Annotated in this window: 24 protein-coding genes and 1 tRNA gene; 15 read left to right on the top strand and 10 right to left on the bottom strand. The window is 72.2% G+C overall.

Annotated elements, in window-relative coordinates; genetic code table 11:
- Positions 1-115: 115 nt before the first annotated feature.
- Entirely contained in the window at positions 116-1,609 is a 1,494-nt protein-coding gene (locus K318_RS0104880; protein ID WP_029088655.1) for a DUF5129 domain-containing protein, read from the bottom strand.
- A 104-nt stretch (positions 1,610-1,713) separates the two neighbouring features.
- Between K318_RS0104880 and dxs the strand changes: the two genes are divergently transcribed.
- Complete coding sequence (dxs, locus tag K318_RS19485; protein WP_035280690.1) at positions 1,714-3,618, top strand: 1-deoxy-D-xylulose-5-phosphate synthase; 1,905 nt, start codon at positions 1,714-1,716, stop codon at positions 3,616-3,618.
- Positions 3,619-3,684: 66 nt separating this feature from the next.
- Here the strand turns inward: dxs and K318_RS0104870 are convergent, their stop codons facing one another.
- Positions 3,685-4,932 (bottom strand): ribonuclease D, encoded by a 1,248-nt coding sequence (locus tag K318_RS0104870; RefSeq protein ID WP_029088654.1) that lies wholly within the window; start codon positions 4,930-4,932, stop codon positions 3,685-3,687.
- Between the two features lie 67 nt (positions 4,933-4,999).
- The gene (locus tag K318_RS0104865) at positions 5,000-5,614 is read right to left on the bottom strand and encodes a DUF3000 domain-containing protein (protein WP_029088653.1); all 615 of its coding nucleotides are present in this window, start codon (positions 5,612-5,614) and stop codon (positions 5,000-5,002) included.
- 143 nt (positions 5,615-5,757) lie between these two features.
- Between K318_RS0104865 and K318_RS19480 the strand changes: the two genes are divergently transcribed.
- The 4 genes from K318_RS19480 to hemQ all read left to right on the top strand — a co-directional run bounded on the left by K318_RS19480 (position 5,758) and on the right by hemQ (position 9,595).
- Positions 5,758-6,294 carry a flavin reductase family protein gene (locus K318_RS19480; protein WP_035280688.1) on the top strand — a complete coding sequence of 179 codons (537 nt, stop codon included), beginning with the start codon at positions 5,758-5,760 and terminating at the stop codon, positions 6,292-6,294.
- A gap of 90 nt (positions 6,295-6,384) precedes the next feature.
- Positions 6,385-7,437: a uroporphyrinogen decarboxylase gene (gene hemE, locus K318_RS0104855; RefSeq protein WP_035280685.1), complete on the top strand. Its 1,053-nt coding sequence runs from the start codon at positions 6,385-6,387 to the stop codon at positions 7,435-7,437.
- The gene (hemG, locus tag K318_RS0104850; protein WP_029088651.1) at positions 7,437-8,888 is read left to right on the top strand and encodes a protoporphyrinogen oxidase; all 1,452 of its coding nucleotides are present in this window, start codon (positions 7,437-7,439) and stop codon (positions 8,886-8,888) included. Before hemE ends, hemG begins: the two co-directional genes overlap by 1 nt.
- On the top strand, positions 8,885-9,595 hold the full coding sequence (gene hemQ / locus K318_RS0104845) for a hydrogen peroxide-dependent heme synthase (protein WP_029088650.1): 711 nt from the start codon (positions 8,885-8,887) through the stop codon (positions 9,593-9,595). The genes hemG and hemQ overlap by 4 nt, the downstream gene beginning before the upstream one ends.
- On the opposite strand, the gene K318_RS19475 is transcribed toward hemQ, so the two are convergent.
- Together K318_RS19475 and msrB are read right to left on the bottom strand one after the other, a co-directional pair.
- Positions 9,579-10,166 (bottom strand): GNAT family N-acetyltransferase, encoded by a 588-nt coding sequence (locus K318_RS19475; RefSeq protein WP_084499723.1) that lies wholly within the window; start codon positions 10,164-10,166, stop codon positions 9,579-9,581. The genes hemQ and K318_RS19475 overlap by 17 nt on opposite strands.
- The gene (msrB, locus tag K318_RS19470) at positions 10,163-10,627 is read right to left on the bottom strand and encodes a peptide-methionine (R)-S-oxide reductase MsrB (protein ID WP_035280683.1); all 465 of its coding nucleotides are present in this window, start codon (positions 10,625-10,627) and stop codon (positions 10,163-10,165) included. The genes K318_RS19475 and msrB overlap by 4 nt, the downstream gene beginning before the upstream one ends.
- Positions 10,628-10,717: 90 nt before the next feature.
- Here msrB and K318_RS19465 point away from each other — a divergent pair, with 90 nt between their 5' ends.
- On the top strand, positions 10,718-11,965 hold the full coding sequence (locus tag K318_RS19465) for an alpha/beta hydrolase (RefSeq protein WP_051297566.1): 1,248 nt from the start codon (positions 10,718-10,720) through the stop codon (positions 11,963-11,965).
- On the opposite strand, the gene K318_RS19460 is transcribed toward K318_RS19465, so the two are convergent.
- Together K318_RS19460 and K318_RS0104820 are read right to left on the bottom strand one after the other, a co-directional pair.
- A complete protein-coding gene (locus K318_RS19460) occupies positions 11,931-12,818 on the bottom strand; it encodes a dihydrofolate reductase family protein (RefSeq protein ID WP_051297565.1) in 888 nt (295 codons plus the stop codon). The genes K318_RS19465 and K318_RS19460 overlap by 35 nt on opposite strands.
- Before the next feature lie 28 nt (positions 12,819-12,846).
- Complete coding sequence (locus tag K318_RS0104820) at positions 12,847-13,638, bottom strand: L,D-transpeptidase family protein (protein WP_029088649.1); 792 nt, start codon at positions 13,636-13,638, stop codon at positions 12,847-12,849.
- Between the two features lie 104 nt (positions 13,639-13,742).
- On the opposite strand from K318_RS0104820, the gene K318_RS23490 reads away from it, so the two are divergent.
- The 4 genes from K318_RS23490 to K318_RS19450 all read left to right on the top strand — a co-directional run bounded on the left by K318_RS23490 (position 13,743) and on the right by K318_RS19450 (position 18,413).
- Positions 13,743-14,828, top strand: coding sequence for a hypothetical protein (locus K318_RS23490; RefSeq protein WP_156913809.1), 1,086 nt, complete (start codon positions 13,743-13,745; stop codon positions 14,826-14,828).
- A 264-nt stretch (positions 14,829-15,092) separates the two neighbouring features.
- Complete coding sequence (gene leuA / locus K318_RS0104810; protein ID WP_029088647.1) at positions 15,093-16,856, top strand: 2-isopropylmalate synthase; 1,764 nt, start codon at positions 15,093-15,095, stop codon at positions 16,854-16,856.
- A 31-nt stretch (positions 16,857-16,887) separates the two neighbouring features.
- On the top strand, positions 16,888-17,616 hold the full coding sequence (recO, locus tag K318_RS0104805; RefSeq protein WP_029088646.1) for a DNA repair protein RecO: 729 nt from the start codon (positions 16,888-16,890) through the stop codon (positions 17,614-17,616).
- Positions 17,613-18,413 carry an isoprenyl transferase gene (locus K318_RS19450; protein WP_035280678.1) on the top strand — a complete coding sequence of 267 codons (801 nt, stop codon included), beginning with the start codon at positions 17,613-17,615 and terminating at the stop codon, positions 18,411-18,413. The genes recO and K318_RS19450 overlap by 4 nt, the downstream gene beginning before the upstream one ends.
- Before the next feature lie 169 nt (positions 18,414-18,582).
- Here the strand turns inward: K318_RS19450 and K318_RS24580 are convergent, their stop codons facing one another.
- Positions 18,583-19,014: a hypothetical protein gene (locus K318_RS24580; protein WP_156913808.1), complete on the bottom strand. Its 432-nt coding sequence runs from the start codon at positions 19,012-19,014 to the stop codon at positions 18,583-18,585.
- 343 nt (positions 19,015-19,357) lie between these two features.
- Between K318_RS24580 and K318_RS0104795 the strand changes: the two genes are divergently transcribed.
- Complete coding sequence (locus tag K318_RS0104795; RefSeq protein WP_029088645.1) at positions 19,358-19,633, top strand: hypothetical protein; 276 nt, start codon at positions 19,358-19,360, stop codon at positions 19,631-19,633.
- A 74-nt stretch (positions 19,634-19,707) separates the two neighbouring features.
- Here the strand turns inward: K318_RS0104795 and K318_RS0104790 are convergent.
- Positions 19,708-19,781: transfer RNA gene (locus K318_RS0104790), tRNA-Ile, on the bottom strand.
- A 123-nt stretch (positions 19,782-19,904) separates the two neighbouring features.
- On the opposite strand from K318_RS0104790, the gene K318_RS19445 reads away from it, so the two are divergent.
- The 4 genes from K318_RS19445 (at position 19,905) to K318_RS0104770 (ending at position 24,353) form a co-directional block, all read left to right on the top strand.
- Positions 19,905-20,396 (top strand): DUF3145 domain-containing protein, encoded by a 492-nt coding sequence (locus K318_RS19445; RefSeq protein ID WP_035280845.1) that lies wholly within the window; start codon positions 19,905-19,907, stop codon positions 20,394-20,396.
- Between the two features lie 260 nt (positions 20,397-20,656).
- Positions 20,657-21,889, top strand: a complete 1,233-nt coding sequence (locus K318_RS0104780; protein ID WP_029088644.1) for an amidohydrolase — start codon at positions 20,657-20,659, stop codon at positions 21,887-21,889.
- Positions 21,890-21,970: 81 nt separating this feature from the next.
- Positions 21,971-23,416 (top strand): amidase, encoded by a 1,446-nt coding sequence (locus K318_RS0104775; protein WP_029088643.1) that lies wholly within the window; start codon positions 21,971-21,973, stop codon positions 23,414-23,416.
- Between the two features lie 19 nt (positions 23,417-23,435).
- Positions 23,436-24,353, top strand: a complete 918-nt coding sequence (locus K318_RS0104770) for an Fpg/Nei family DNA glycosylase (RefSeq protein WP_029088642.1) — start codon at positions 23,436-23,438, stop codon at positions 24,351-24,353.
- A gap of 7 nt (positions 24,354-24,360) precedes the next feature.
- Here K318_RS0104770 and K318_RS0104765 read toward each other — a convergent pair whose 3' ends face one another.
- A complete protein-coding gene (locus tag K318_RS0104765) occupies positions 24,361-25,626 on the bottom strand; it encodes an EAL domain-containing protein (RefSeq protein WP_245579766.1) in 1,266 nt (421 codons plus the stop codon).
- Positions 25,627-25,709: the final 83 nt, after the last annotated feature.

Genomic DNA, 25,709 nt, shown 5'->3' with positions numbered 1-25,709 from the left:
GGCCCCGGTCTCCTCCGAGGAGACCGGGGCCCGCTGTCGTGCTCATCCGCGAATCCTCGGACGCGGCGCGCGATTGCGTGCTGGTTCTGAGCTTTCGTGCGTACTGCGCGAAAGCTCAGAACCGCGAGGAGCTGCCCGATCCGCGGAAGCCGCCGCCGCTGGAGCCGAAGCCGCGGGTGGAGCCGGAGTTCGAGGAGCGTGCGCGGGCCTTGGCCTGCTCGGCCCTGCGGTGGTTGGCCACACCGGCCACGTAGCCGAGCGCGAACGTGCGCGGGGAGTAGAAGACGCTGCGGTCGTAGTAGCCGGTCACGGACCGGAACGACCGGCTGCGGGCGCGTCGCTCCTTCGCGATCGCGCGCTCGACATGTCTCGTCTGCGCCGCGGACCCGGCCAGAGCGGCGCTCTCGATCCGACGCATCTGCTCCGTGAGCTCCCGGCGGATCTCCGCGATCTCGTCGAGGCACTCGACGATGTTCTCACCGGAGCCGCGCAGCCCGCGCAGGCGCACCTCCTCGAGCCGCACAAGGCCTGCCCGGGCGAACTCCGTGAGGCGCCGTGCTGCATCGGAGCCCGCCGCGCGGCGGATGGTCTGGTCCTTGAGGGCTGCCTCCAGCTGCTCGCGCGTCTCCCCGATCTCCTGCTCCCAGACCGTCTCCCAGGTCTCCTCCCGGTGGTACAGGGTGGTGGCCCGGTCGAGCATCGCCGAGGCGTCCGCGATGTCTTCGGTGTTCTCGGCGAACCGTCGCAGTCCGCTCCAGAGCGCGGGGTTCGCCGCAGTGACGGTCCAGATCCGGCGCGCATCGAACTGCTCCCGCAGCGTGAGCGTGTCATCGTACTCGCGGAGCACGGCGCCGGCCGTCTGCCGGATGCGCGAGCCCATCCCGTGGTCGAGCACGAGCTCCGCGGCCGTGACGCGCGCGTGCACGTCCGCGGTATTCGCATCGAACTCCGCGCACAGCGCCTCGAAGCGCCGGCGCTGGTACAGGACGCCCCCTGCGTTGAGCAGCAGTGCGAGTGCGAGTGCCGCCGGGAGGCCCAGGGTGACGGCCGGCCGGGTCCAGGCCGGGCGCGCCATCTCGCCCGCGGCGGCCTCGGCGACGGCGGCCGTGCCGGCCGCCCAGTCCCGCGCCTGGAAGTCGGCGTAGCCGTGCTCCTGCAGAGCCTGCTGGGCGGAGGTCGGCTCGACCTTGACGTTCTCGCCGAAGTAGGTGCCGACCTGGCCGGAGCCGTACCGCTCGTTCTCCTCGACCGAGACCGTCAGCAGCAGGAGCCCGTCGGAGAAGTAGCGGCCGTCGGGTGACAGCAGCTCGAGCTCCGGGTGCGCACGCGCGAACCCGAGCGTCTCCTCGTTGATGTTGTCCGCGTACTCGCCCTCGCGCGTCCACACGACCACGCGCACCGGCGCGTGGAAGCGGAGCGCGGAGACGTCCTCGGCGACGAGGACGGGGTCGAGGACCCCGGCTCCGTCGATCACCTCGACGTCGACGGGCGTCTGCCGGGGCTGCGCGGCGATGAGGAGCGCTGCTGCGGCGAGCAGGCACAGGAGCGCGAGCGCCGCGGAGACCACGGCCGCACGCGCCGCCGTGCGGGAGAAGGGGCGGGTGGGCATGGCGGCCTCGGCTCTCGTCGGGGTCGGGTGTGCGGGAACGCACGCACCTGCGTCCAAGGATAGGATGGACTGTCGTCGTTCCGCCGATCAGGAGTGTCCGCCGCATGAGCTTCGTGGAGTCCGTCACCTCTCCCGCCGACCTCCGCCGTCTGACGCTCGCCGAGTGCGAGGTCTACGCGAAGGAGCTGCGCGAGGACCTGGTGGCGACGGTGTCGCGGACCGGAGGGCACCTCGGCCCCAATCTGGGCGTCGTCGAGCTCACCTTCGCCCTGCACCGGATCTTCGACAGCCCGCACGACACGCTCCTCTTCGACGTGGGCCATCAGGCCTACGTCCACAAGTACGTGACGGGCAGGGCCGGCGATTTCGGCACGCTCCGCAGGTCCGGCGGCCTCTCCGGCTACCCCTCGCGGGCCGAGAGCGAGCACGACGTCGTCGAGAACTCCCACGCCTCGACCTCGCTGTCCTGGGCCGACGGGATCGCGAAGGCCCACCAGCTCAGGGGCGAGGACGACCGCTGGGTGGTCGCGGTCATCGGCGACGGCGCGCTGACGGGCGGTGTCGCCTGGGAGGCGCTCAACACCATCGCAGCCGACGACTCCCGGCCGGCGCGCAAGCTCATCATCGTCATCAACGACAACGGGCGCTCCTATTCCCCCACCGTGGGCGGACTGGCCGCGCACCTCGACTCGATGCGCGCCTCCAACAGCTACGAGAACCTGCTGAGCTGGGGCAAGGAGCGCCTGCAGGAGGCGGGTGCGCCGGGGCGCGCGGCCTACACGGCGTTGCGCGGGATGAAGCGCGGGCTCAAGGACATGGCCTCGGACTCGCGGACGGGCGTGTTCGACGACCTGGGGCTCAAGTACATCGGACCCGTCGACGGCCACGACCTCGAGGCGATGGAGCGCGCGCTCACGCTGGCCAAGGACTACGAGCAGGGCCCTGTCATCGTCCATGCGCTCACCCAGAAGGGGTACGGCTACGGTCCGGCGGTCGCCGATGAGGCCGATCAGTTCCACGCCGTCGGCGTCATCGATCCCGTCACGGGGGAGGCGGCCCCCAGCAGCGGCAGGTCGTGGACCTCGGTGTTCGGCGACGCCATCGCGGAGATCGGCGCGCGGCGGGAGGACATCGTCGCGATCACCGCGGCCATGCTGCAGCCGGTGGGGCTGGCCCGCTTCCAGGCCGAGCATCCGGACCGCGTCTTCGATGTCGGCATCGCGGAGCAGCACGCAGTCGCCTCCGCCGCGGGCCTCTCCTACGGCGGACTCCACCCCGTCGTGTGCCTGTACGCGACCTTCATGAACCGGGCCTTCGACCAGCTGCTCATGGACGTCGCCCTCCACCGTCAGGGCGTGACCTTCGTGCTCGACCGCGCCGGCGTGACGGGACCCGACGGCGCGAGCCATCACGGCATCTGGGACATGGCGCTGCTCCAGATCGTGCCGGGCCTGCGCCTGGCCGCGCCCCGGGACGCCGACCGGCTCGTCGAGGAGCTCGAGGAGGCCGTCGCGGTCGAGGACGCACCCACCGTCGTGCGCTTCAGCCGGGGGACCGTCGGCACGGAGATCCCCGCGGTCTCCCGGACCGACGACGGCGCCGATGTGCTCGCCGAGGTGCCTGAGGGGCTCGACGCCGAGGTCCTCCTCGTGAGCGTGGGCGCGCTGGCGGACAGGGCGCTGGCCGTCCGCGAGCACCTGGCGGCCGCCGGCGTGGGCGCGACCGTCGTGGACCCCCGCTGGGCGCTGCCGGTGCCCGAATCCGTGCAGCGGATGGCGCAGGAGCACCGGCTCGCCGCCGTCATCGAGGACGGGCTGCGCACCGGCGGTGTGGGCTCGCGCCTGCGGCAGGAGCTGCGTGCGGACGATTCCCCCGTGGGCGTCGTGGAGCTCGGGGTGCCCGATGACTTCCTGCCCCAGGGCACGCGCGAGGAGGTGCTCGCGGCCGCCGGCCTCGAGGCCGAGGCGATGGCCGCGCAGATCCTCACCCGCCTCCCGAAGTGCGGCTGAGTCCCACAGCGCTGCTGAGCCCCACAGCTCTGACGGGCCCCGCCGCACGGCCGGAGGAGCCGAGCTTCAGTCCCGGGGCATCCGCTCCAGGGCGCGAACCAGCACGGGCACGCTGAGCGAGAGCTGCCAGTCGCGGGCGCCCTCGCCGCGGAGGAACGCCTCCACCGCCGCGGACAGCTCGGCGCTGCTCTGGGATCCGCCCGGCAGCCGACCTCCGGGTGCGAGATCCGGCCGCGCCGCCAGGGCCTTGACGAGGGCGGGCTGGAGGAGGAGATCGTGCGGGATGCCGGTGTCATCGGCGAGACTGCGCATCGCCTCCCGCAGCGCCCCCGTGCGGTCACGCACGAGTGTGCGGTCCACACGCGGTCCGCTCCGCTCCCCGGCCGGCCGTCGCGCAGGCAGCTCGTCGTCCGGCAGCGAGTCCGCGCGCCTGAGGGCCTCGCACCAGCGCCGCGCGTCCTTCCGGGTGAGCCTGCCCGTGCCGACGGCGCGGAAGACGTCGTCGGCGGTGCGGATGCGGGCGGCGGCGAGCGCGGCGATCTCGCGATCGCGCAGGAGGAGGGAAGGGGCCCTGTCCTCGGCCCGGCCGAGTGCGTCGCGGGCGAGCCACACCTCGCGCGCCCGGGCGAGCTGGCGCGGAGTGCGCAGGGAGCCGAGCCCGTGCATGCGCCTCCACGGCTCCTCGCGCACGGGCGGGGCGAACTCCAGCAGATGTTCGAACTCCTGCTGTGCGTACTCGGCCAGGCCGCGCGCGTGGAGCTGGGCGTCGAGGACGTCCGCGACCTCGAGGAGGATCTCGACGTCGAGCGCGGCGTAGCTCAGCCAGGCCTCCGGCAGCGGCCTCGTCGACCAGTCGACGGCAGAATGCTCCTTGGCCAGGCGCACGCCCATCGTCTCGCCCACGACGGCTGCCAGCCCGAAGCGCTCGTAGCCGAGCAGGCGCGCGGCCAGCTCCGTGTCGAAGAGCGCATCGGGGCGCATGTCGAGGTCGGAGAGGCAGGGGAGGTCCTGTGTCGCGGCGTGCAGCACCCACTCGGTGCCCCGCAGCGCCTCGTCGAGGATCGCCAGCGAGGAGAACGGCTCGGGATCGACGAGCACGGTGCCGGCACCGGCCCTCCGCAGCTGCACGAGGAAGGCCCGCTGCCCGTAGCGGAAGCCCGAGGCGCGCTCGGCGTCGACGGCGACCGAGCCGTTGCCGGCCTCCAGCCGGGTGACGGCGGCGCGCAGGGCGTCCGGGGTGGACGCGACCTCGGGCAGGCCCTCGGCGGGCTCGCTGAGCAGGGGCAGATCGGGGCTGACGTCGTTCGCACTCATCAGCAGAAGTGTCTCATGGCGGGGCGCTCGTGCCGCCGCGCGCGGGCCGCACCCCTGTGCGGAGCGCTCAGCGCCGGCGGCCGGGCAGCGCCGTCACTCCCGCAGGCAGGGGCGGCAGCCCCGCCACGGTGGTGAGGAGGTCGATCCAGGCGTCGAAGTGGCCTGCCACGTCCTCGGGTTCGGCCAGCACCGGCGTCCAGGAGGCCCGGAGCTCGAGGTCGATCGTCGAGGGACGGTCCGCGAGGGTGCCGAAGCTCTCGGAGAGCACCTTGGTCGTGGTGCCGCCGGCGGCGCGGATTGCGCAGCCGTGCGTCTCGAGCGCGTCGGTGAGCCAGGACCAGGCGACGGCGCCCAGCATGGGCTCGGGGCCCAGCTCGTGCTCGAGTTCGGCCCGGACATAGGAGACGATCCGGAAATCGCCCTCCCACTCCTCCGGGGAGGAGGGGTCGTGGAGGACGACGATGCGCCCCGTCGCCAGCTCGTCGATCTCCTCGCCCGTGGCGCGCTGGAACGCCGCATCGGCGTGGACCTCGGCCCCGACCGCGGCGGCGAAGGGCGCGAGGCCGTTCGGCGCCCGGATCGCCGAGACGGTCACATGGGGGACGTCCGCGGCCTCCGCGAGCACCGCACGGACGCGCGAGAAGGCCTCGGGCGCAGGGTGTATCGGAGAGAGTTCTGCCACATCGCCCAAGATAGGCGCTCCCGGATGCGGAGCTGCGGACCCACGCCGGGGCGGGCGGGAATAGATCGCCCGGCGGCGGACTTCCCAGCAGAGGGCGGCACCGCCGTCCCACATCCCGAGCATCCCGAGGCGAACGGAGAGCGATGGCCCCCCTGCAGGACACGACAGAGGAGAACCGGACGGCGCGCGAGCGGCTCGGCGCGGACTTCCGGGAGGCGTTCCGCCACCATCCCGGTGGAATCGCGATCATCGCAGGCGCCGATGCGGACGGCCCGGCGGGCATGACGGCCTCCTCCGTGGCGAGTGTGTCCGTCACGCCCACCACGGTCCTGTTCTCGCTCATGCGCGGCTCGCGCTCGGCCGACTGCGTGCTCAGGGCGGAGAGGCTCAGCGTCAACCTCCTGCACGCCGGCCACGCGCAGCTGGCCCGCGACTTCGCGACCCGGGGCGCGCCCCGTTTCACCCCGGGGCAGAACTGGGAGCGGCTCGACGACGGCACGCCCGTGCTCGCGGACGCCGCTGCGTGCCTCATCGGACATGTGACCCACACGGTGGAGCTGGGCGAGGCGGTCGTCGTCGTGGCCGAGATCACGGAGGTGCGCACCGGTGAGCCCGGCGAAGGCCTCGTCTACCGCGACCGCCGGTTCCACGGCCTGTCCGGCGACTCGGCGCTCGAATGAGCGCACGCCTGATCGCTGGGTGAGACGGCTGGTTCCGTCCATGCCGAGACGGTGCCGTGGCCGCAGTGGCCGTCTGACAGACTGGGGGCCATGCAGTCGACCCTCGTCTCCGCGGCCCTGTCCCAGCCCGTCTCCCGGACCCCCGTGTGGTTCATGCGCCAGGCGGGCAGGTCGCTGCCGGAGTACCGGCGCCTCCGCGAGGGCACGACGATGCTGGAGTCGTGCCGCACACCGGATCTCGTCACGGAGATCACGCTCCAGCCGGTCCGCCGTCACGGGGTGGACGCGGCCATCTTCTTCTCCGACATCGTCGTGCCCCTCCAGGCGGCCGGCGTGGACGTGGAGATCCAGCCGGGAGTGGGGCCCGTGATCGCGCGACCCGTCCGCACGCGCGCGGACCTCGAGCGGCTCGAGCCGCTCGATCCCGCGAGCATCTCCGACATCGCGGAATCGATCCGCCGGATCCGCGCGGAGCTCGAGGCCAAGCACCCCGACACCGCTCTCATCGGGTTCGCCGGTGCGCCCTTCACACTGGCCAGCTACCTCATCGAGGGCGGGCCGAGCAGGAACCACGAGCGGACCAAGGCGATGATGCTCGGCGATCCGCAGCTGTTCTCCGACCTGCTCGCCCTGCTCGGCGAGATCTCCGCGACGTTCATCCGGGTGCAGGTCGAGGCCGGCGCGCAGGCGTTCCAGCTGTTCGACTCCTGGGCCGGATACCTCGCGCCCCAGGACTACCGGGCACAGGTCCTCCCGCACTCCGCGGCCGTGTTCTCCCGGCTGGGCGATCTCGACGTGCCCTCCTTCCACTTCGGCGTCCAGACCGGGGAGCTGCTGCCGCACATGGCAGGGGCCGGCTCCGATGTCATGGGCGTGGACTTCCGGGTGGACCTCGCCGCCGCCTCCTCCCGCGTGCGGCCCGGTCAGGCGCTGCAGGGCAATCTGGACCCCGCGATGCTGTTCGCGCCGTGGGAGGTCCTCCGCCCCCGCGTGGAGCAGATCGTCCGCGCGGGCCTGGGGCACGCGGGCGGCCATGTCTTCAACCTGGGTCATGGGGTGCTCCCGACCACCGATCCCTCGGTGCCCGGCCGGATCGTCGAGGAGGTCCACCGGGTCTCCGCGGAGATCCTGGGGGAGCGCTGATGCCCGAGGCCCGTGCGGCCGTCGTCGGCGGCGGCATCTCCGGGCTCGTGACGGCTCTCGCCCTTGCCGAGGCCGGTGCGGAGGTCACCGTCTACGAGGGCCGGGAGCGCCTCGGCGGCTGCCTCTCCCGCACTGAGCTGGGCGGGCACCTGCCCGGCGGCGCGGACGAGGGCGCGGAGGCCTCCCTGCACCGCCGTCCGGAGACGCGCGCGCTCATGGCGGAGCTCGGCCTGCGCCCCGTGCATCCGTCGACGGAGCACGGCTCGCAGATCCTCACGCGGAAGGGGCTGCGCCCGATCCCGCGCGGCACGCTCATGGGCGTGCCCGGCGATCCCGCCGCACTCGAGGGCGTGCTCAGCGCGGCCGGCGCCGCCCGGGTCGCCGCGGAGACGCTCACCCCGCCGCACGCCGGCGACGTCTCGTGCGGCGGCTTCCTCGCCGAGCGCCTCGGCGACGAGGTCGTCGACACGCTCGTCGACCCGCTCATCGGCGGCGTCTACGCCGGCCGCTGCCGGTCGCTCTCCCTCGCGGCGACGGTGCCCGCCCTGCTGCCCGCCGCCCGGCAGGGCACCTCGGTGCTCACCGCGGTGCGCGAGGTGCTCGCGGCGCGGACCCGGACGCAGGGCGCGGGCATCCCCGGAGCCTCGGGAGGCACCGGCGAGGAGCCGGTCTTCTGCTCGCTCGCAGGCGGCATCGCGGGTCTCGTGACCGCCTGTGCGGCCCGGCTCGAGGAGCTCGGGGCCGAGCTGCGCACCTCGGCGGCGGTCGAGGCGGTCACGGTGAGCGGCGAGGGCCCGGCGACGGTGCGCACCGCCGAGGGGGTCGAGGAGTACGACCACATCGTGCTCGCCGTCCCGGCGTGGGCCGCCGGCGCCCTCCTGGCCGAGGAGGCGCCTGGGACGGCCGCGCTGCTGTCCGGCATCGAACACGCCTCCTCCGCCGTCGTCACCGCGGTGCTCGAGGACGGGCCCGCACCCGGCGGCGGCCTCACAGGCTCGGGGTTCCTCGTCCCGCCCGCGCACGGGACGCTGGTGAAGGCCTCGACCTTCTCCTCGAACAAATGGCCCTGGCTGGCCGCGGCCCTGCCCGCCGGCCGGCACGTGGTCCGCATGAGCCTCGGACGCGCCGGAGACGCCTCCTGGCAGTCGCGGCCGGATTCCGAGCTCGCCGCGCAGGCGGTGGAAGAATGGCGGGAGGCGACCGGCTACAGGGGCGACCTCCTGCACGCGGAGGTCCGGCGCTGGGACCGCGCCCTGCCGCAGTACGCGCCGGGCCACGCCGATCTCGTCGCCGCGCTCGACGCCTCGGCGGCCGCGGTGCCCGGGCTGTCGCTGACGGGCAGCTACCTCGACGGTGTGGGCATTCCCGCCTGCATCGCCCGCGCGCGGGCGACCGCCGCCCGCGTCCTCGCAGACCTCCCATCCGCATCCGACACGAAGGAGCACGCATGAGCGACTACACCCAGCCCACCCAGGAACAGGTCGAGCGGCTCAACCAGGAGACCCGCTACGTCGCCTATTCGGTCTTCGCCGTCTCCGGCGAACTCGGCTCGGCCGACCGCGCGGCCCTCGTCGCGGAGGTCGACGCGGCGCTGGCCCCGGCCGCGGAGAAGGGCCTCGTGGTCCGCGGCATCTACGACGTCTCCGCCTTCCGGGCGGATGCGGACATCATGTTCTGGTGGCACGCGCCCACCGTCGAGGCGGTCCAGGAGGCCTATGCCGCCGTCCGCCGCACGGAGCTGGGCGCGGCGCTGGAGCCGGTGTGGTCGGCGATGGCGATGCACCGGCCCTCCGAGTTCAACAAGTCCCACCTCCCCGCGCTGCTCACGGACGACGAGGCCGGGGACTACGTCTGCGTGTACCCCTTCGTCCGGTCCTACGAGTGGTACCTGCTCCCGCCCGAGGAGCGCTCCGCGATGCTCCGCGACCACGGCATGGCCGCGGCCGGCTACAAGGACGTCAAGGCCAACACCCTGGCAGCGTTCGCCCTGGGCGACTACGAGTGGGTGCTCGCCTTCGAGGCCGCGCGCCTGGACCGGATCGTCGACCTCATGCGCGATCTCCGCGACACGAAGGCCCGTCTCCACGTGCGCGAGGAGATCCCCTTCTTCACCGGCCCGCGCCGCCCGCTCCAGGACATCATCACCGCCTGGCGCTGAGCGGCTCCTCCGCCCGGGCAGGCGCGGGCCGGGCGGGCACCGCCTGCGCCGCCGCGGTGCCCGGGCGGAGCATGGGGACGTGCGGGATGCCGTCCTCGTCGAAGCCCTCGCCGGAGGGGGCGAAGCCGTGGCGGCCGTAGAAGCCGGCCAGGTGCGCCTGCGCGTTGAGCGTGAGGTCCGCGTGCCCGTGGAGGGCCACGACCTGCTCCATGAGGAGGTGCCCGAGGCCGCCGCCCCGGGCCGCGGGATCCGTGACCACCCGGCCGACGCTGCGTGCCCCCGGGGCGGCGGCGGGACCGTCCGCGAACCCCTCCGGGAGGATGCGGGCATAGGCGGCCGGCTCCAGGGAGACGCCGGCGGCCGCGCCGTGGGAGTCCCGGGCCGCCCGCGGGGGCTGGGGCAGGAACAGATGCTCGGTCCCTGCGAGGGTGTCCACGCCGTCGAGGTCGAGGAACGCGCAGTCCTGCTCGACCACGAAGACCCGGCTGCGCAGCTGGAGGAGGCCGTAGAGCTCACCGGCGGTGAGCGCGTCGAAGCTCGCGCGCACCCACTCGCCGTGCGCGGCCCTCATGCCTCCGCGGTCCCGTCCTGGTCCCCGGCGCGCTCGGGCTGCCCGGCGTCGGCCACGAGGCGCAGGCTGATGGAGTTGATGCAGTAGCGCAGGTCCGTCGGCGTGGGGAAGCCCTCCCCGCCGAACACGTGGCCCATGTGCGAATCGCATGACGCGCAGCGGACCTCGATGCGCTCGACGCCCATCGACGTGTCCTTGAGGTAGCGGACGCGGTCCTCGGCCAGCGGAGCGAAGAACGACGGCCAGCCGCAGTGTGCATCGAACTTCGCCTCCGAGCGGAAGAGTTCGGCACCGCACGCGCGGCAGGCGTACGCGCCCTCGGCGGTCTCGGTCTCGTACTCGCCGGAGAAGGGGCGTTCGGTGCCGGCCTCGCGCAGCACGTGGTACTCCTCCGGGGAGAGGATCTCCCGCCAGTCCGCCTCCGTCCGGGTGCGGGGATCGGCAGTGCGTGCGTCGTCCATGGGGTGCCTCCGTCTGCGGGTGCTGCGCGTTTCCGATGCCAGGATAACCACGGGTGCGGGCCGGGTGTTCCCGATGCATAGGATGGTCCCATGAGCCCGAGACGCACGGAGCCAGGACGCACGGAGCAGCGCGCAGACCGGGCGGTCCGCATCGCGAGCACCGCCCTGGCCGCGGGGGCGGGAGCGGCGGCGCTCGTGTCGATCGCCTCCTCCGGCCTCGCTGTCTACTTCGCACGGAGGATCGTGGTGCCGGAGAACCGGCCCGAGGACCTCGAGATCCTGCACGTCTCCGGTTTCGACGACGACCTCGTCGTCCAGCTCCCCGCCACCGAGGACACGATCCTGCCGGGCATCTACGGCCTCATGTTCGCGGGCGGTGCGGGGCACGCCAGGATCGGCGAGATCCTCGAGTACGATCCGGCCTCGCGCACCGTGGCCCGCGCCGTGGAGTCCGTCACCTCCGGCGATCTGCGCCGTGCCCGCTGGGGGAAGTGGACGGGCTCGGTGTTCACCCACCCCTCGCAGACCGGGGTGCCGTACGAGGACATCACCCTGCACTCGGACGTGGGGGAGCTGCCGGCCTGGCTGCTCCCCACCTCGGCCGCGGAGCCCGCGGACACCTGGGCGGTGATGGTGCACGGGCGCGGGGCCACGCGCTCGGAGACGCTGCGGGCCGCGCGCACCCTCGACGCCCTGGGCGTGCCGGCGATCGCGATGTCCTATCGCAACGATCCCGAGGTGAGGACGAGCGCCGCCGCGCGCTACGGGCTGGGCGACACCGAGTGGTTCGATGTGGACGTCGCGATCGACTACGCGCTGGCCCACGGCGCGGCCAGGGTCGTGGTGTTCGGCTGGTCGATGGGCGGGGCGATCGCGTTCCAGGCGGCCTCGCGCGGGCGCAATCGCGGCTTCATCGCGGGCCTGGTGCTCGACGGGCCTGTCGTGGACTGGTACGACGTGCTCGACAACCAGGCGCGCATCAACTATCTGCCCACGCCCATCGCCCGGCTCACCCTCGACATGATCTCCCGGCCCTGGGCGCGCCCCTTCACGGGTCTCGAGACGCCGCTGGACCTCGACCGGATGGACTGGGTGACGCGGGCGGCCGAGCTGGATCTGCCGGTGCTCCTCATCCACTCCGAGGACGACGACTTCGTGCCCGCCGGCCCCTCGCACGCGCTGGCGCGGGTGCGCTCGGACCTCGTGACGATGCCGCACTACGACACGGCCGCGCACACCAAGGAGTGGAACGTCGACCCCGAGCGCTGGGAGGACGATGTCGCCAACTTCCTCGAGGCCAAGCTCAGGGTGCGGGAGCCAGCCCCCAGCGCTGGATGAGCGTCGTGCCGTCGGTGAGGACGCTCAGCGGGACGGCGCCCTGCGCTCCCGGCAGTTCGGCATCGCCGAGGATCGAGCGCGGAGGGCCCGCAGCCCCCGGTGCGCCCGGTCGCGGCTGATCGCTCCCGTGCGGCTGCCCCTGCGGGTGCGGGCGCCCCGTGAGCACGGGTGAGACGGTGAGGCACAGCTCATCGAGGCACCCGGCGGCCGTCCATGCACCGAGTACGCCCGGTCCGCCCTCGTGGACGATGCTGTGCAGTCCGCGGGCGGCGAGATCGCGCAGGATCTCGCGGGGGGACACCTCGTCCTCGTGGAGGACGAGCGAGTCCGCGCCCAGCCGTGCACGGACCTCCCTCACCCTGGCCTCGGGCATGTGCGCACCCGCCGCGTGCACGAGGACGGCGGAGGTGCCGGCCTCGTCGAGCCGGTCGAGGTCGACGTCGCCGGAGCGCGAGACGAGCACGAGCACGGGGGCGGGGGCCTGGCCCCGCGCGCGCCTCTGCGCCTGGTGCGCGCGCTTGGCGCTCAGCCGCGTGTAGCGCTCCGTGCGGGCCGTGCGCCCGCCCACGACGACGGCATCGGCGAGCGAGCGCAGCACGGAGAAGACCCGCTTGTCCGCGGGGGAGGAGATGGTGCCGGACCGCCCGTCCCCGCCCACGACCTGGCCGTCGAGCGAGGCGACCATGTTCGCCCGCACCCAGGTCCCGGCCGGTGCGGTGCCGCTCGGCCGGCGCGGGGCGCGGGAGAGATCGGAGTAGAGGTCGATGAGGCCGGCCTCATCGGCCTCGGGCGGGTAGGGGCGGTGCTCGGGCAGGACGAGGGTGAGGGGGGTGCCCTGCTGTCGTGTGCTCATGATCGAAGTGCTCCTGTGCTCGTCGCCGTCACTGCTCCAAGTACTCCGCACTGCCCATCGCGATGTGCGGGCTGCGGTCCGTCTCGAGCTCCTCGAGGAGGAAGCGGAGGTCCTCTGCGGGCATGGACACGCAGCCGCGGGTGGGGCTCGAGTGCTCCACGTGCAGCCAGATCTTGCCGCCCTTGTCCCAGCCCTCCGGCCGGGTGTTCTCCGTGGGCGCGACCCCGGTCCTGCGGTTGTAGTCGATCGCGATGACGTAGTCGAAGACGCGCTGGTAGCCGTCTCCGTAGACGGCTTCGGCACCGCTGCGCAGCCCGGCATCCTGGTAGTAGGGCAGGTCGGTTCCGGGATCGTCGAGGTAGCCGCCGGCATCGCTGAGCGAGAACACGCCCTCGGGAGTCGTCCTGTCACCCTCGCGGCGATCCTCCCGCCAGCCGTTCTCCCCGTTCGTGACCTCCCAGCCCCGGCCGGCGGTCCAGCCGTCCTCCTCCCGCTCCCAGAGGACGAGGGAGGACTCCGTGGCGCTCCGGTCCTCGGCGGAGACCACGATGAGCTGCGTTGTGTCCGCGGGCACCTGGGCGAAGGTCTCCTCGCCCAGCCCGGTGGGGCGCCCGAGCGCTCCGGCGGCGGGCTCTGCGTTCTCGTCCGCCGCCTTCGGCTGGAGCTGGGAGGGAGCTGCGAAGCCGTTCGGCGCGCGCTGCGCGGGCGCGGCGAAGCTCGAGGCCCCCACCGCGAATGCCGTGGTGGAGGCGAGGATGCCCGCGGCCGCGCCGGCGACGACGGCGGAGGCGGATGCGAGACGGATGCCGGATGCGCGCATGGCACCAGTCTCGCATCTCCCCGCGGCGGAGGACAGCCGCCGCACCGCCTGCTGACCTTCTCCTGAGGGCGGGTGGGGGAGGCTCCGCGTAAGATGTCGGCACTATGTCTGTACCACCTCCTCCGCAGCACCCGCCGCCTCGCCGGACGCCGCCGCAGGCCGGCGAGCAGGACGAATCGCTCACGACCCAGCTGTACGTGGGCGGCGGACAGGACGCCGGAGAGTCGACGCGGATGCTGTCGATGGACGAGCTCCGCCAGATCGCCGCCGAGTCCCATCTCGACGAGCTCGACGGTCCGCGCGGAGGAGAGACGGGGCCGCAGACGACCCGGCGCGCGGGCGCCGGCGATGAGGCCTATGCCCGTGAGCAGGCACCGCCCGGAGTCTTCCGGCCCCATCCGCAGGCCCCGCAGCCTGCGCCCGGTTCGGGCCGGGAGACGTTCCCGTCTCCGCCGGCGGTCGCCCCGGCGCACTCACCGCAGCATCCGGGCCAGGCGCAGCACGGCAGCCAGGTGCCGTACGCCGGTGCCGTGCCCGCGGGAGGCGCCCAGTCTGCCGGAGGCGCCCTGTTCGCGGGAGGTGCTGCCGGTGCCGGTGCCGGGCAGGCCGGTGCAGGGAAGGCCGAGGCTGCTCCTCGACGGCGGGGGATGCCCGCTCTCGCCGTGATCGCCATCGTCGTCGCCGCGCTCGTCGTGTGCGGGGTGGGCGGCTGGATCGTCTACGACGTCGTGACCGGGGGAGACCGGCAGGCGGAGTCGGTGCCCGCACCGCCCGTGCCGGCGGAGACCGAGGACGGCGGCGGTGACGAGCTCGTCACGGGGGAGACCGAGGCTCCTGCGGACGGCGCCGCGGAGGCCTTCGTCACGCCCTCGGGCAACATCGGATGCACCATCGACGAGGAGCGCGCCCGCTGCATCATCAGGTCGGGGGACTTCGAGCCGCCCCAGGCCCCGGACTCCTGCGAGATGGAGGAGTGGGGCTCCATCATCGTCGCCAACCGGGAGGGTGCGGGGTTCTCGTGCACCGAGGCGTCCTTCCCCGTCGGCGGGGACACGCTCGAGTACGGGGAGAGCGTCAGCGCGCACGGGATGCGCTGCGAGTCCACGGAGCGCGGGGTGCGCTGTGAATCGGAGGAGACCGGCGCCGGCTTCCTCCTCGCCCGTGCGGGCGCGACCTTCGATCAGCCCTGACCGCGCCTCGCCGCGCCCCCGTCCCGGGTCCGATATGCGGACAGTGAGCTGTGCGAGGTGAGCCGCGGCACTATAGTGACGGGCATGTCCTACGGACTGCTCCTCCTTAGCTGCCGCGGCGAGGCCTGATCACAGGGCCGCATCCTCGCCGCGGAGTTCGCCGTGCCGGTCGCACGCGGTTCACGACGACACCGCAGGTCCCCATCGGGGCGGGCCGCCTCGTCGTCGAGACGAACGCCAGTCTTCGAACACAGGAGTAGAGCAATGGCTCATCTGCAGAAGCCCAGTCGCATGCCGTTTTCCAAGTACAAGTCGTTCTTCGACCGCATCCAGCTGGACATGCGCGACCGCACGTGGCCGGACCAGCGGATCACGAAGGCGCCCCGCTGGCTGTCCACGGATCTGCGCGACGGCAACCAGGCGCTCATCGACCCCATGACGGTCGAGCGCAAGCGCAGGATGTTCGACCTGCTCGTGAAGCTGGGCTTCAAGGAGATCGAGGTGGGCTTCCCGGCCGCCAGCCAGCCCGACTTCGACTTCGTCCGCCAGATCATCGAGGAGGACGCGATCCCGGACGATGTCCGCATCAGCGTCCTCACCCAGGCCCGCGAGGACCTCATCGAGCGGACCGTGGAGAGTCTGCAGGGCGCGGCGATGCCCACGGTGCACCTGTACAACGCGACGGCGCCCGTGTTCCGCAAGGTGGTGTTCGGCCTCGACGGGGACGGCCGCGACGAGATCCGCGACATCGCGCTGCGCGGCACGCAGGCGGTCATGAAGCACGCGGAGTCGATGCTCGGCGATGCGGACTTCGGGTACCAGTACTCGCCGGAGATCTTCGTGGACACGGAGCCGGACTTCGCGATCGACGTCGTCTCCTCGGTGCTCGACCTGTGGCAGCCGGCGGCCGGTCGCGAGACGGTCGTCAACCTGCCTGCGACGGTGGAGCGGGGCACCCCCAACACCTATGCGGACCAGATCGAGTGGTTCATCCGGAACATGCCCTACCGCGAGGACGTCGCCGTCTCGCTGCACCCGCACAACGACCGCGGCACCGGCGTCGCGGCCGCGGAGCTCGGCCTCATGGCCGGCGCCGACCGCGTCGAGGGCTGCCTGTTCGGCAACGGCGAGCGCACGGGCAATCTGGACCTCGTGACGGTGGCGCTCAACCTGTACTCGCAGGGAGTGGACCCGGAGCTCGACTTCTCCGACATCGACGAGGTCATCCACACCGTCGAGCACTGCAACCAGATCGGCGTGCACGAGAGGCACCCCTACGGCGGAGACCTGGTCTTCACCTCGTTCTCCGGCTCTCACCAGGACGCGATCAACAAGGCCTTCGCCAAGCGGGAGAAGGATGCCTTCGAGGCCGGTGTGCCGGTTGACCTGCAGGAATGGGACATGCCCTACCTTCCGGTGGACCCCAAGGACCTGGGGCGGAGCTACGAGGCCGTCATCCGCGTGAACTCGCAGTCCGGCAAGGGCGGCGTCACATACCTGCTCAAGAGCGAGCACGGGCTCGACGCGCCCCGCCGCATGCAGGTGGAGTTCTCCAAGGTGGTGCAGTCGCACACGGAGAACGGCGGCGAGGTCACCGCGAAGGAGATCTGGCGCATCTTCTCCGACGAGTACCTGCCCTCCGACGACGCGGCGAGCAAATGGGGCCGCTTCGAGATCCTCGGGCTGCGCACGGAGTCCGCGCACGCCGAGGACGACGACGAGGCCGGCCGTCACGGTGAGCGGATCCAGGTGGACCTGCGCGTCGACGGCCAGGAGCGGACGTACGAGGGCAGCGGCAACGGCCCTGTCGCAGCACTCGTGAACATCCTCAACGACCGCTTCGATCTGGACATCCGGCTCCAGGACTACACGGAGCACGCGGTGGGCACGGGTGCGGACACGACCGCTGCGGCCTATGTGGAGCTGGCAGTGGGCGATCGCGTGCTGTGGGGGGCCGGTCTGCATCCCAACATCACGCGGGCGACGCTCAAGGCGATCATCTCCGCGGTGAACCGCGCCGTACGCTGAAAAGGGCGCGCGATGGTGGGATGATCATGGAGTGAAGCACTATCGGGACGAAGCGGTCGTCCTCGGCGGGCACAGGCTCGGCGAGGCCGACCGCATCGTCATACTCCTCACCCGCGACCACGGGCTGGTGCGGGCCGTGGCGAAGGGCATCAGGCGCACGAAGTCCCGGTTCGGCTCCCGGCTGGAGCCGTTCATGTTCGTCGATGTGCAGGCCCATGTGGGCCGTTCGCTCGACGTCATCACCCAGGTGGAGCTCAAGGAGCCGTTCGCCCGCGGCATCGCCGAGGACTTCGATGCGTACTCCGCCGCCGCCGTGATGGCCGAGACCGCGCAGAAGCTCACGGAGGACGAGCCGCGCACTCGCGGCCAGTTCCTCCTCCTGCTCTCCGCGCTGCGCTCGCTGTGCAGGGGGGAGCATCCGCCTCGGATGAGCCTGGACGCCTATCTGCTGCGGGCGATGGCGCTCGCGGGCTGGGCGCCCAGTCTCACGGACTGCGCGCAGTGCGGAATGCCCGGACCCCACCGCGGCTTCTCCCCTGCCATGGGGGGAACCGTGTGCACCGACTGCCGCGCACACGGCACGGCCCTGCACTCGATCGCCGTCATCGAGCACCTCGCCGCGCTCATGAGCGGCGACTGGAGCCGCGTCGCGGCCTCGCCCCCGCACCATTCCGCCGAGGCCTCGCGCCTCGTCGCGGCCCATGTCCACTGGCACCTGGAGCGCCGCGTGCGCTCCCTCACCGTCCTGGAGCGCATATGAGCTATCCCGCACCGCCGCCGCACCCGAGCGGAGCGCGCGCGCCGCAGATCGAGAGGCGCTTCCTGCCGCGACACGTGGCGGTGGTGATGGACGGCAACGGGCGCTGGGCGAACGAGCGGGGACTGCCGCGCACCGAGGGCCACAAGGCGGGGGAGGCCTCGCTCCTCGACGTCATCCACGGAGCGATCGAGGCGGGCGTCGAATACCTGAGCGCCTATGCGTTCTCGACGGAGAACTGGAAGCGGTCCCCGGCCGAGGTGCGGTTCCTCATGGGCTTCAACCGGGACGTCATCCGCCGTCGCCGCGACGAGCTGCACGCGCTGGGCGTGCGGATCGTGTGGGCGGGGCGGCCGGGGCGGCTGTGGAAGTCCGTCATCCGCGAGCTCGAGGACGCTGCGGAGCTCACGAAGCACAACACAGGCCTCGTGCTGCAGTTCTGTGTGAACTACGGCGGCCGCACGGAGCTGGTCGATGCGATGCGCGAGCTCGCCGCCGAGGCCGCGGCCGGCAGGATCTCGCCGGAGCACGTGACGGAGAAGTCGATCGCGCGCAGGCTGTACGCCCCCGAGGTGCCGGACGTGGATCTGTTCCTGCGCTCCTCCGGCGAGCAGCGGACCTCGAACTTCCTGCTGTGGCAGTCCGCCTACGCGGAGCTCGTCTTCCAGGACGTGCTGTGGCCGGACGTGGACCGCCGGACGCTGTGGGCCGCGCTGCTCGAGTACGCCTCGCGGGACAGGAGGTTCGGGGGAGCGGTGGATGCGGTGGAGGCCGGGGCTCAGACGGAGGGTGCGGGCTGAGCTCGTCTGGCTTCCCGGCGCGCTTCCGCAGTCGCGAGGCGAAAGAAGCGCATTCTCGAGCTCGCACTGCCCATGGCTCCGATAGCACAGTGGATGGTGCCGTTCGGAGGGGCTTCGCGGTTCTGGCGGGCTGAAGCATCGCCGGTACGGGAAGCTCCGGCTGCAGCCTTTAGCAGTCCACGTATCCCTCCGGGCTGTAGTCGCCGTACGCACCGGCACCATCGCATGTGTGCGGCGCATTGGCTTCGGCCTCCGCCTCTTCTTCGCCTTGACGATTCCATTCGGCCTGTTCGTCGGCCCAATCCTGCTGATGGCGCGCCTGATCCTCCGATTCCTCGGCGGTTCGACAATAGGCTCCGACCCAGTTGCGCTCGCAGTCCCACCCGGTCTGAGTGCTCCCGGCGTGCTCGGAAGAGGGCGCGGGGTCGGGAGCCCGCACAGCAGTCACGGCTATCGGCGAGTGGGCCCCGACGACCTCTCCGGGAGTTCCGGGGATGACCGTCGCCGGCTGAGACTCATAACCATCGGCCGCGGCATGCTGTGCGCCGCTGCATCCGCTGAGGGCGATGGCGACGGATGCGAGCACGGCGAGATGTTTCATGGGAGGATCGTACTTCACGTTCGGCAAAGCATCTCGCTTATGTCTGCAACGGCTGCGGATACGGTGCCGACTGAGCGATCACGCTCACGCAGGTCGCCGTTGCGATGGTGGCCGAGGTGTGCCCGGAACGATGGAGGAGAGCATTCGGCGCGCAGGCCTCGTGACGCCTAATGTGATTCACGCGTCCATATGCGCTGTGCGTTGCTCCTCCCAGCCCCTTTCGCGAAGCCTGTGTGCGACACGTATCATCGGAGGAGAGCGCAGACGGCCTTCGCATGAGCAGAGATGTGCGCGCCGGGCCGACTGCACCGCACCCGCCCCCTACCGTCATCGGAAGGCAGTCATGGACCACCTCTTCTACCTCGCCACCGTGCATCCCGTTCTGATCATCTTCCTCGTCGTGACCTTCGGGCTCGGCCTCACCTTCGGCCTGGCGGCGCTCTACAACATGGGCTCGCCCGATCGCGATCCCAGCCGCACCCCCGAGGTGATCGCACGAGAGGACGAGGAGCGCGCCAGGAACACCGCAGCGACGCGGGGAATCCACCGGAACGGCGGCGACGGGCGTGCGCACGCGGGCCAGGCGGAACACCAGTCCGAGGCGAAGTCGATCCGCTGACCATCCGGTCGGCGCCTCTCGCACACAGCTCCGCCCTCCCAGTGAGCACTGGGAGGGCGGAGCTGTGTGCGCGGTGCCCCCTGTCGGACTTGAACCGACGACCAAAGGATTATGAGTCCTCTGCTCTGACCAGCTGAGCTAAGGGGGCCTGACGCCGATGCGATATCACCGCTGATCCGGCGCCTGGCCTATAGTACAATAATGCTCGTGCTCACCTCGGCACGGATCGTAGGGGAAGACGTATCCGGGTAGAGGAGGCACCAAAATGGATATGGCTCAGGGCGTACTCTTCGTCCACTCAGCACCTCGTGCGCTGTGCCCTCACATCGAGTGGGCAGCGGGCGGGGCGATCGGCGCACACGCGAAGTTCGACTGGACCCAGCAGCCCGCCGCACCGGGGATGTTCCGTGCGGAGATCTGCTGGAAGGCTCCGGCCGGCTCCGGCGCGCGGATCGCCTCGGCCCTTCGCGGATGGGACGGTCTCCGCTACGAGGTCACCGAGGAGCCCAGTGAGGGTGTGGACGGCGGACGCTGGAGCCACACCCCCGACCTCGGGATCTATCATGCCGTGACGGACGCGCACGGCAACATCGTCGTGCCCGAGGACGTCATCCGCTCCGTCATGGCGCGCACCGCGGGCGACCCCCTGCGTCTCACCGATGAGATGGAGCGCGTGCTCGGCCAGGCCTGGGACGACGAGCTCGAGCCGTTCCGCCACGCCGGCGAGGGCGCTCCCGTCCGCTGGCTCACCAAGGTCGGCTGACCCTCCGCGCCGGCCGCTGCCTCCGCGCGGCCGGCCGCGGACTCTCTGATCTGCCCGGCGGGGCCGCATCTTCCCCTGCGGCCCCGCCGGTGCACGTCCGGATGCGTGTCCGGACTGCTGTCCGCATCGTGTGCTGCCCCGCTCCTGAGCCGCGCGCCCGGCTACTGTGGGCATAGACCTGGCTGACCGCATCGCCGCGGAGCGGCCGGACGCCGCGGCTGGGAGCCCCGTCCGCGGAGCCGAATCTCAGGAGGACATGCATGTCGACCATCGCCCCTGCGCTGCTCGCGGACCTCGAAGAGGGCATGGAGGCCCTCGAGGAGCTGTACCGGGAGTTCCACCGGGACCCGGAGCTCTCGATGCAGGAACACCGCACGGCTGCCCGCATCGCGGAGCGGCTGCGCGGCTGGGGGCTCGAGCCCCTCACCGTCGGAGGGACCGGTGTCGTCGCCGTCATCGAGAACGGGCCCGGCCCCGTGCTGGCCTACCGCGCGGACACCGACGGCCTGCCGATCACGGAGGACACCGGCCTCCCCTACGCCTCCGAGGCCACCGGCACGCTCCCGGACGGCACCCTCACCCGCGTCATGCACGGCTGCGGGCACGATATGCACATCGCCGCCGGCCTCGAGATCGCCCGCCTGCTCAGCGCCCATCGCGCGCTCTGGCGCGGCACGGTCGTCATGCTCTTCCAGCCCGGCGAGGAGATCGCCGCCGGAGCGCGAGCCATGCTCGATGACGGCCTGTGGGACAGGGTGCCCGCGCCCGAGGCCGTCTACGGCCAGCACGTGAGCCCGTTCCCCGCCGGCCGCATCGCCGTGGCCAGCGGCACCGCGATGTCGATGGCGGACTCGCTCCAGGTGACCCTGCACGGCAGGCAGGCCCACAGCTCCCGCCCCGAGGAGGCGATCGACCCCATCGTGCAGGGCGCCTTCACGATCGCCCGGCTCCAGACCGTCGTCTCCCGGGAGATCCGGGGCAGCGATATGGCAGTGCTCACGATCGGCCGGTTCGCGGGCGGGCTCAAGGAGAACATCATCCCGGACACCGCCGTCTTCACGGTCAACATCCGCACCCAGGACGAGAAGGTGCGCGCACGGGTGAACGAATGCGTGCGGCGGATCATCAGCGCCGAGGCCGCCGCCTCGGGCGCGCCCGAGCCCACCGTCGAGAAGCTCTACGAGTTCCCGCGCTGCTGGAACGACCCGGCGGAGACCGCGGCCCTCGAAGCCCTGTTCCGCGCCGAGCTGGGCGAGGACCGCGTCGTCTCCTCCCCGCCCGTGGCCGGCAGCGAGGACTTCGGCGCCTTCGCGGACTCCCTCGGCGTGCCCGGCGTCTACTGGTTCACGGGCAGCTCCTCGGCCGAGAGGCATGCGGCGGGGGAGGCGGCCGGCAACCATTCCCCGTTCTTCGCCCCGGACGACGTGCCCACCACCCTCGGCACAGCGGTGCGCACCGGCCTCACCGCGCTCCTGCACCGCGCGGGCGCCTGAGGCAGCGACGCGGCAGACCCCGCCCCGACAGACCCGGTCCCTCACAGACACCGTCCGCACCCACGAACCCGGAGGACATCCATGACCGACCTCACCTGGCTGAGCACCCGCGAGCTCGCCGCCTGCATCCGCACGGGGCAGACGAGCGCGCGGGAGGCGCTCGAGGCCCACCTCGCCCGCATCGACGAGGTCAATCCCGCCCTCAACGCCGTCGTCACGGTGGACGCCGAGGCCGCCCGCGCTCGGGCAGAGGCCGCTGACGCCGCCTATGCCGCCGGTGAGCGGCTGGGACTCCTGCACGGCGTGCCCATGACGCACAAGGACACCCACGATACCAGGGGCATGCGCACGACCCTGGGCTCTCCGGTGTTCGCCGACCGGGTCCCGGACGAGGACGCCCTCATCGTGGCCCGCCTGGGGCGGGCCGGAGTCGTCACGACGGGGAAGTCGAATGTGCCCGAGTTCGCCGCCGGCTCGCACACCTTCAACCCGGTGTTCGGCACGACGGTGAACCCCTACGACACCTCGCGGTCCTCCGGGGGCTCCTCCGGGGGCGTGTCCTCGGCGATCGCCGCCGGCATCCAGGCCTCCGGCGACGGCTCGGACATGGGCGGCTCGCTGCGGACCCCGGGCTCCTTCACGAACACCGTGGGCCTGCGTCCCTCCAACGGCAGGATTCCGCACCACCTGCCCGGCCGCCCCTGGGCCTGGCTGGGCCAGATGGGCTTCATGGCCCGCGAGGTCTCCGATGTCGCCCTGCTGATGCAGGCGGCTGCGGGACCAGCCGCCGGAGCGCCCTGCTCGATCCGTGAGGGCGGCGAGGTCTTCGACCGCCCGGAGTTCACCCGCGACGGCCAGGGCGAGGGCCTGCGCGGTCTGCGGATCGGCTTCTCCGCGGATCTTGACGGGCGCATCGCCGTGGAATCGGCCGTCCGCGCCGTCGTCGAGTCAGCCCGCGGCGTGTTCGAGAGCGCCGGTGCCCACGTGGACGAGACCGTGCCCGACCTCGACGACGCGGACGAGGTCTTCCGCGTCAACCGCGCCTACGACTTCGTCTGCAGCAATGGAGAGGTCGTGCGCAGGCACCGCGACCGGGTGAAGGAGTCCGTCGTCTGGAACACGGAGATGGGATTCGCGCTCACCGTGGACGAGCTCGTCGCCGCCGAGGCCGGCCGCGGGCGGCTGCTGGGCGCGACGGAGGAGTTCTTCGGCACGCATGATCTCCTCGTGACGACCACTTGCCAGGTGCTGCCCTTCGACGCGGAGCTCGAGTACCCGCAGGAGATCGAGGGCCGGCCCATGGAGAACTACCTCGAGTGGATGCGGGCGGCCACGCTCGTCTCGGCGACCGGCTGCCCCGCCATCACGGTGCCCGCAGGCTTCACGGATCCCCTGCCGGGTGCGCCGCTGGGCCTGCCGGTGGGCATCCAGATCGTCGCGGCGCCCGGGAAGGACGTGGAGCTGCTGCTCGCCGCGAAGGCGTTCGAGGAGCTCACCGGCCATCACCGGATCCGCCCTCGCATCTGAGCGGCAGAGGAGCGCGCACATGCCGGAAGGACACTCCGTCCATCGGATCGCCGCACGTCTGGGCGCAGGCCTGGGAGAGCAGCCGATCTCCGTCTCCTCGCCGCAGGGGCGCTTCGCCTCCGGGGCCGCACTGCTCGACGGGCGCACCCTGCTCGACTGCCGGGCGGTGGGCAAGCAGTTGTTCGCGGAGTTCGCCGGAGACCTCACGCTCCGGGTCCACCTGGGCCTCTACGGGGCCTGGGACTTCTGGGAGCAGGATGCGGCGGGTCCGGCGAACTCCTCGCTGGGCGCGCCCCGGCGGATCCGGGCGGGCGAATCGGAAGCGGCGCTCGACGGCGGCGGACAGGCGGGCGCCTCCGTCGGGACGTGGCCCCCGGCGCCCGTCGGAGCGGTGCGGGTGCGGCTGAGCACCGCGACGCTGTGCGCGGATCTCCGCGGCCCCACCGCCTGCGAGGTCCTCACACCCGAGGAGACGGCCGCACAGCTGCAGAAGCTCGGCCCCGACCCCCTGGTCGACGGGACCGCAGCCGGCAGGAGGCGGTTCCTGGAGCGCGCCGGGCGCAGGAGGACCGCGATCGGCGCGCTGCTCATGGACCAGTCCGTCGTCGCGGGCATCGGCAACATCTACCGGGCGGAGATGCTCTTCCGCGCGGGGGTGGACCCCTGCACGCCCGGCGCGCAACTGGGAGAGGGGACCCTGAGCGCGCTGTGGGACGACTGGTGCCGCCTCCTTCGGCTGGGGATCGAGACCGGCGTCATCCTCACCCGGACCGGCCTGCGCGGGGCGGCGCGCGAACGCGCCCTCGCCGGACCGGACGAACGCCACTTCGTCTACGGTCGGGAGGGGCTGCCCTGCCGGGAGTGCGGGACGCCCGTGAGCATGGCGCTCATGCAGAACCGGAAGCTCTTCTGGTGCGCCGGCTGCCAGACGGGCTGAGGCGCGCTCAGCGCAGCGTCCGGATGCGGGAGAACACGGAGCGGGCGGCGTCGACGCACGCGTAGCGCTCCGTCGTGACGTGGACGTCGTACTCGGTGCGGCCGTCGGGCCCGGGGCTGAAGCGGCGCTTGGCGACCGTGAGCCCGGACCAGTCCGGGCCGATGACGATGATGCAGAACTCCGCCCGCAGCGGGTCCGAGGTGTCGATCTGCCCGCCGCGGGCCTCGGCGACGGGCGGGGTGTCGAAGCCGGCTGAGAGCATGACGGTGTAGCCGACGGCGTCCGCGATGCGCTCGAAGCGGCCGACCGTGTCCGGGTCGAGCCGCTCCACGTCCCCGAACACGCTGATGACGACGGCGGACTCGCCCGCTGCGAGGCTGCGCTCTGCGAGGGAGCGCAGCTGGGCCGTGAGCATCTCGCCGTCCATGACGAGGGGGTCGCGCTCGAGGTTCTGCGCGATCGTGAAGGGGGTGCCCTGAGCGATGAGATTGCGGGTGTGGTGGTCGGCCAGCACGTCCCGGTCGCCGGGGTCCGCCGGCTCCGGGGAGCGCGAGGCCGGACCGAACCACGGCCCCGTGCCGAAGTGCGCCCCGAGGGCCTGGGCCTTGAGGACGTCCTCCTCCGTGTGCACCCCGTCGGCGACGAGGATCGCCCCCGTCCGCTCCATATGAGCCTGCAGCAGGCGCGTGAGATCCGCGAGGTGGCTCGTGTCCTCGATGCCCAGCACAGTGGCGTGGAGCATGACGACGGAGGGATTCACGAGCGGGAGGAATGCGGTGGTGCGGAGGTCCGCGCCGATCGAGGCCATGCCGATGCCCCAGCCCAGGGCGCGGGCCTGCCGCACGGAGCGCAGCGTCATCGCAGGCGCCTGCGTGATGCTGTCCGGGTGGAGCTGGAGGATCGCGGAGCGGTCGGGCTCACCCGTGCGGTCCTCGACCGTGCCCAGCGACTGCGGCTCGGCGGTGAGGAACAGTCTGTTGGCGCGGGGAAGCCTGAGGCTCTCGGCCTCACGGAGTGCGAGCGAGCGCAGCGAGGCGTCGATGTCCGCGACGTGCTCGGACCGGCGCACGGACTGGCGGAACCCGGCGAACTGCGCTGCGTCCGCGGGGGCATCGGCGATCCCGTGATACACGCGATGGCCGATGACGGCGCCGGAGTCGAGATCGGCGACAGGACTGAAATGGGTGTGGATGAGGCCGCCTCGGACCAGCTGCTCGAGATCGTGCTCGTGTTCGAGCAGCAGAGCCGTATCTGTGCTGAGTGAGGCCTTCACGCGAGGTGCTCCCTTTCGATCGCCGGCTCTTCGATTGTCTCACGGCTGCTGCTGCGGCGGCGTGCCGTTCTGTCTCAGCGCGT

Origin of the sequence: Brevibacterium album DSM 18261 (assembly GCF_000426445.1) — a bacterium.
GTDB lineage: Bacteria > Actinomycetota > Actinomycetes > Actinomycetales > Brevibacteriaceae > Brevibacterium > Brevibacterium album.
The sequence above is the reverse complement of the archived record's forward strand: the minus strand, read 5'-3'. Positions and strand labels throughout refer to the sequence as shown.

Excerpts from the sequence above, each read along its gene's own strand:
- K318_RS0104780 (WP_029088644.1), top strand. The coding sequence starts at position 20,657 with ATGTCGACCATCGCCCCTGCGCTGCTCGCGGACCTCGAAGAGGGCATG.
- K318_RS19460 (WP_051297565.1), bottom strand. The coding sequence starts at position 12,818 with ATGAGCACACGACAGCAGGGCACCCCCCTCACCCTCGTCCTGCCCGAG.
- K318_RS19475 (WP_084499723.1), bottom strand. The coding sequence starts at position 10,166 with ATGAGGGCCGCGCACGGCGAGTGGGTGCGCGCGAGCTTCGACGCGCTC.
- hemQ (WP_029088650.1), top strand. The coding sequence starts at position 8,885 with ATGAGCGACTACACCCAGCCCACCCAGGAACAGGTCGAGCGGCTCAAC.
- K318_RS19445 (WP_035280845.1), top strand. The coding sequence starts at position 19,905 with ATGGCTCAGGGCGTACTCTTCGTCCACTCAGCACCTCGTGCGCTGTGC.
- leuA (WP_029088647.1), top strand. The coding sequence starts at position 15,093 with ATGGCTCATCTGCAGAAGCCCAGTCGCATGCCGTTTTCCAAGTACAAG.
- K318_RS19450 (WP_035280678.1), top strand. The coding sequence starts at position 17,613 with ATGAGCTATCCCGCACCGCCGCCGCACCCGAGCGGAGCGCGCGCGCCG.
- K318_RS19480 (WP_035280688.1), top strand. The coding sequence starts at position 5,758 with ATGGCCCCCCTGCAGGACACGACAGAGGAGAACCGGACGGCGCGCGAG.
- dxs (WP_035280690.1), top strand. The coding sequence starts at position 1,714 with ATGAGCTTCGTGGAGTCCGTCACCTCTCCCGCCGACCTCCGCCGTCTG.
- K318_RS0104770 (WP_029088642.1), top strand. The coding sequence starts at position 23,436 with ATGCCGGAAGGACACTCCGTCCATCGGATCGCCGCACGTCTGGGCGCA.
- hemG (WP_029088651.1), top strand. The coding sequence starts at position 7,437 with ATGCCCGAGGCCCGTGCGGCCGTCGTCGGCGGCGGCATCTCCGGGCTC.
- K318_RS24580 (WP_156913808.1), bottom strand. The coding sequence starts at position 19,014 with ATGAAACATCTCGCCGTGCTCGCATCCGTCGCCATCGCCCTCAGCGGA.
- K318_RS0104820 (WP_029088649.1), bottom strand. The coding sequence starts at position 13,638 with ATGCGCGCATCCGGCATCCGTCTCGCATCCGCCTCCGCCGTCGTCGCC.
- hemE (WP_035280685.1), top strand. The coding sequence starts at position 6,385 with ATGCAGTCGACCCTCGTCTCCGCGGCCCTGTCCCAGCCCGTCTCCCGG.
- K318_RS0104870 (WP_029088654.1), bottom strand. The coding sequence starts at position 4,932 with ATGAGTGCGAACGACGTCAGCCCCGATCTGCCCCTGCTCAGCGAGCCC.
- K318_RS0104795 (WP_029088645.1), top strand. The coding sequence starts at position 19,358 with ATGGACCACCTCTTCTACCTCGCCACCGTGCATCCCGTTCTGATCATC.
- K318_RS19465 (WP_051297566.1), top strand. The coding sequence starts at position 10,718 with ATGAGCCCGAGACGCACGGAGCCAGGACGCACGGAGCAGCGCGCAGAC.
- K318_RS0104775 (WP_029088643.1), top strand. The coding sequence starts at position 21,971 with ATGACCGACCTCACCTGGCTGAGCACCCGCGAGCTCGCCGCCTGCATC.
- msrB (WP_035280683.1), bottom strand. The coding sequence starts at position 10,627 with ATGGACGACGCACGCACTGCCGATCCCCGCACCCGGACGGAGGCGGAC.
- K318_RS23490 (WP_156913809.1), top strand. The coding sequence starts at position 13,743 with ATGTCTGTACCACCTCCTCCGCAGCACCCGCCGCCTCGCCGGACGCCG.
- K318_RS0104880 (WP_029088655.1), bottom strand. The coding sequence starts at position 1,609 with ATGCCCACCCGCCCCTTCTCCCGCACGGCGGCGCGTGCGGCCGTGGTC.